This is a genomic window from Knoellia flava TL1, from assembly GCF_000768675.1.
Taxonomy (GTDB): domain Bacteria; phylum Actinomycetota; class Actinomycetes; order Actinomycetales; family Dermatophilaceae; genus Knoellia; species Knoellia flava.
In genome coordinates, this window is the sequence record NZ_AVPI01000049.1 from 1 (window position 1) to 3,922 (window position 3,922).

The 3,922-nt window shown below is 57.6% G+C and carries 2 rRNA genes; both read left to right on the forward strand.

The features are described 5' to 3' along the window. Positions 1 to 232: 232 nt before the first annotated feature. Positions 233 to 3,350, forward strand: a 23S ribosomal RNA gene (locus N798_RS13750). A gap of 120 nt (positions 3,351 to 3,470) precedes the next feature. Continuing rightward, a 5S ribosomal RNA gene (rrf, locus tag N798_RS13755) occupies positions 3,471 to 3,587 on the forward strand. The last annotated feature ends 335 nt before the right edge of the window (positions 3,588 to 3,922 follow it).

Genomic DNA, 3,922 nt, shown 5'->3' on the forward strand with positions numbered 1-3,922 from the left:
CGGAACAGCAGTGGGGTGGGGTCGGCGCCTGACACGTTGTTGGGTCCTGAGGGCTCGGGCAGTCATGTCCGTTTCTTCGGGCCGGCGATTGAGCTGGCTGGGCCTCCTGTGCGTCACATCGACGAACAGTCTCCTTCTTCGAGGGGGGGTGTTCGGGTCTGGTGGCGGTGACGTGGGAGGGTCGCCCGTATGTTGAGAACTACACAGTGGACGCGAGCATCTGATCTTTGCGTATCAAGTTTTTAAGGGCGCACGGTGGATGCCTTGGCACCAGGAACCGAAGAAGGACGTAGGAATCTGCGATAAGCCACGGGGAGTCGATAACCAGACTGTGATCCGTGGATTTCCGAATGGGGAAACCCGGCTGGAGGCAAGTCCAGTCACTCTCACCTGAACACATAGGGTGAGGAGAGGGAACGTGGGGAAGTGAAACATCTCAGTACCCACAGGAAGAGAAAGCAACCGCGATTCCGTGAGTAGTGGCGAGCGAAAGCGGAAGAGGCTAAACCGTATCTGTGTGATAGCTGTCAGGCGTTGCAGGTACGGGGTCGTGGGACCTCTTGGCCGGGACTGACATCCCGGCATGGAGTCAAAAATTCGCGTTGTAGTCGAAGGGCATTGAAAGGCCCGGCACAGAGGGTGCGACCCCCGTAGACGAAACATCGTGAACTCCAGAGAGTCATCCCAAGTAACACGGGGCCCGAGAAATCCCGTGTGAATCTGGCGGGACCACCCGCTAAGCCTAAATATTCCCTGGTGACCGATAGCGGACAAGTACCGTGAGGGAAAGGTGAAAAGTACCCCGGGAGGGGAGTGAAATAGATCCTGAAACCGTGTGCCTACAATCCGTTGGAGCCTCCTTGTGGGGTGACAGCGTGCCTTTTGAAGAATGAGCCTGCGAGTTAGTGCTCAGTGGCGAGGTTAACCCGTGTGGGGAAGCCGTAGCGAAAGCGAGTCCGAACAGGGCGTATGAGTCGCTGGGTCTAGACCCGAAGCGGAGTGATCTACCCATGGCCAGGTTGAAGCGACGGTAAGACGTCGTGGAGGACCGAACCCACTTAGGTTGAAAACTGAGGGGATGAGCTGTGGGTAGGGGTGAAAGGCCAATCAAACTCCGTGATAGCTGGTTCTCCCCGAAATGCATTTAGGTGCAGCGTCACGTGTTTCTTACCGGAGGTAGAGCTACTGGATAGCCGATGGGCCTCACCAGGTTACTGACGTTAGCCAAACTCCGAATGCCGGTAAGTGAGAGCGTGGCAGTGAGACTGCGGGGGATAAGCTCCGTAGTCGAGAGGGAAACAGCCCAGACCACCAGCTAAGGTCCCTAAGCGTGTGCTAAGTGGGAAAGGATGTGGAGTTGCATTGACAACCAGGAGGTTGGCTTAGAAGCAGCCACCCTTTAAAGAGTGCGTAATAGCTCACTGGTCAAGTGATTCCGCGCCGACAATGTAGCGGGGCTCAAGCACACCACCGAAGCTGTGGCATTGACACTTCTGCCCGGCCACCACACCTGCGGGTTGGTGGTCCAAGCGTGTTGATGGGTAGGGGAGCGTCGTGTGGCCAGGGAAGCGGCGGAGTGATCCAGCCGTGGAGGCCACACGAGTGAGAATGCAGGCATGAGTAGCGAATGACGGGCGAGAAACCCGTCCGCCGAATAACCAAGGGTTCCAGGGTCAAGCTAATCTGCCCTGGGTAAGTCGGGACCTAAGGCGAGGCCGACAGGCGTAGTCGATGGACATCCGGTTGATATTCCGGAACCGGCGAAGAACCGCCCATGACGAACCTTGTGATGCTAAGCGCCTGAAACCCGCTGACGTCTTCGGACCGACGCGGGTGGAGCGCGCGACCCGAGCAGGTAGTAGTCAAGCAATGGAGAGACGCAGGAAGGTAGCCTCCGCGTGGCGATGGTTGTCCACGTCCAAGGGTGTAGGGAGTGAGATAGGCAAATCCGTCTCACACATGTCCTGAGACCTGATAGTGACCGCGAATGCGGGAAGCAGGGTGATCCTATGCTGCCAAGAAAATCTTCTAGCGAGGTTCGAGCCGCCCGTACCCCAAACCGACTCAGGTGGTTAGGTAGAGAATACCAAGGCGATCGAGTGAATCATGGTTAAGGAATTCGGCAAAATACCCCCGTAACTTCGGGAGAAGGGGGGCCCAGAGGGTGAAGTCCTTCACGGACTAGCCTGAACGGCCGCAGAGACCAGGGAGAAGCGACTGTTTACTAAAAACACAGGTCCGTGCTAAGTCGCAAGACGATGTATACGGACTGACGCCTGCCCGGTGCTGGAAGGTTAAGAGGACGGGTTAGATCCTTTGGGGTCGAAGCTCAGAATTTAAGCCCCAGTAAACGGCGGTGGTAACTATAACCATCCTAAGGTAGCGAAATTCCTTGTCGGGTAAGTTCCGACCTGCACGAATGGCGTAACGACTTCTCCACTGTCTCAACCATGAACTCGGCGAAATTGCACTACGAGTAAAGATGCTCGTTACGCGCAGCAGGACGGAAAGACCCCGGGACCTTTACTATAGCTTGGTATTGGTGTTCGGTACGGCTTGTGTAGGATAGGTGGGAGACTGTGAAGCCGGCACGCCAGTGTCGGTGGAGTCAACGTTGAAATACCACTCTGGTCGTTCTGGATATCTAACCTCGGTCCGTGATCCGGATCAGGGACATTGCCTGGTGGGTAGTTTAACTGGGGCGGTTGCCTCCTAAAAGGTAACGGAGGCGCTCAAAGGTTCCCTCAGCCTGGTTGGCAATCAGGTTTTGAGTGTAAGTGCACAAGGGAGCTTGACTGCGAGACAGACATGTCGAGCAGGGACGAAAGTCGGAACTAGTGACCCGGCGGTGGCTTGTGGAAGCGCCGTCGCTCAACGGATAAAAGGTACCCCGGGGATAACAGGCTGATCTTGCCCAAGAGTCCATATCGACGGCATGGTTTGGCACCTCGATGTCGGCTCGTCGCATCCTGGGGGTGGAGTCTCTCCCAAGGGTTGGGCTGTTCGCCCATTAAAGCGGTACGCGAGCTGGGTTTAGAACGTCGTGAGACAGTTCGGTCCCTATCCGCTGTGCGCGTAGGAAATTTGAGAAGGGCTGTCCCTAGTACGAGAGGACCGGGATGGACGAACCTCTGGTGTGTCAGTTGTTCTGCCAAGAGCACCGCTGATTAGCTACGTTCGGAAGTGATAACCGCTGAAAGCATCTAAGCGGGAAGCACGCTTCAAGATGAGATTTCCATGGACCTCGTGTCCGAGAGGCTCCCAGCTAGACTACTGGGTTGATAGGCCAGACGTGGAAGTGCAGTAATGCATGTAGCTGACTGGTACTAATAAGCCGACAACTTGATACACACTCAAAAGATTCATGCGTGTTCGCGTCCACTGTGCAGTTCCCGAGATACGGAACGACACCCCCACACCACCCCGCAACGGGTGCGTGCCCGGTGGGTACCCGAATATCTCCATAGAGTTTCGGCTGTCATAGCGAAGGGGAAACGCCCGGTCCCATTCCGAACCCGGAAGCTAAGCCCTTCAGCGCCGATGGTACTGCACTGGTGACGGTGTGGGAGAGTAGGACGCAGCCGGACAAACATTCAAAGAAATGGCCCGCCCACCCGGCGGGCCATTTCTCATTTCCGGCCCCATTCAGGGCCGGTGGGCCATGACGATCGAGCGGCTTCTCGAGCTGGCCCTAGACTTCCCTTGCTCCTGTGGCACGCGGTGCCACCTCAGTCCTTCCTGGAGGCTTCCGATGACCGACGAGAACCGTGGACCCCGACGTGAGGGCGGTCGTGACGAGTCACGTCGCGGCAGCTCCGGCCGCGGTGGGGCGTCGCGGGGCCGGGACGCCAGCGGTCGCGGACCGCGTGGTGCGGGTCGTCCCCAGCGCGACGAGCGTCGCGGTGGCGCCGGCCCGCGTCGC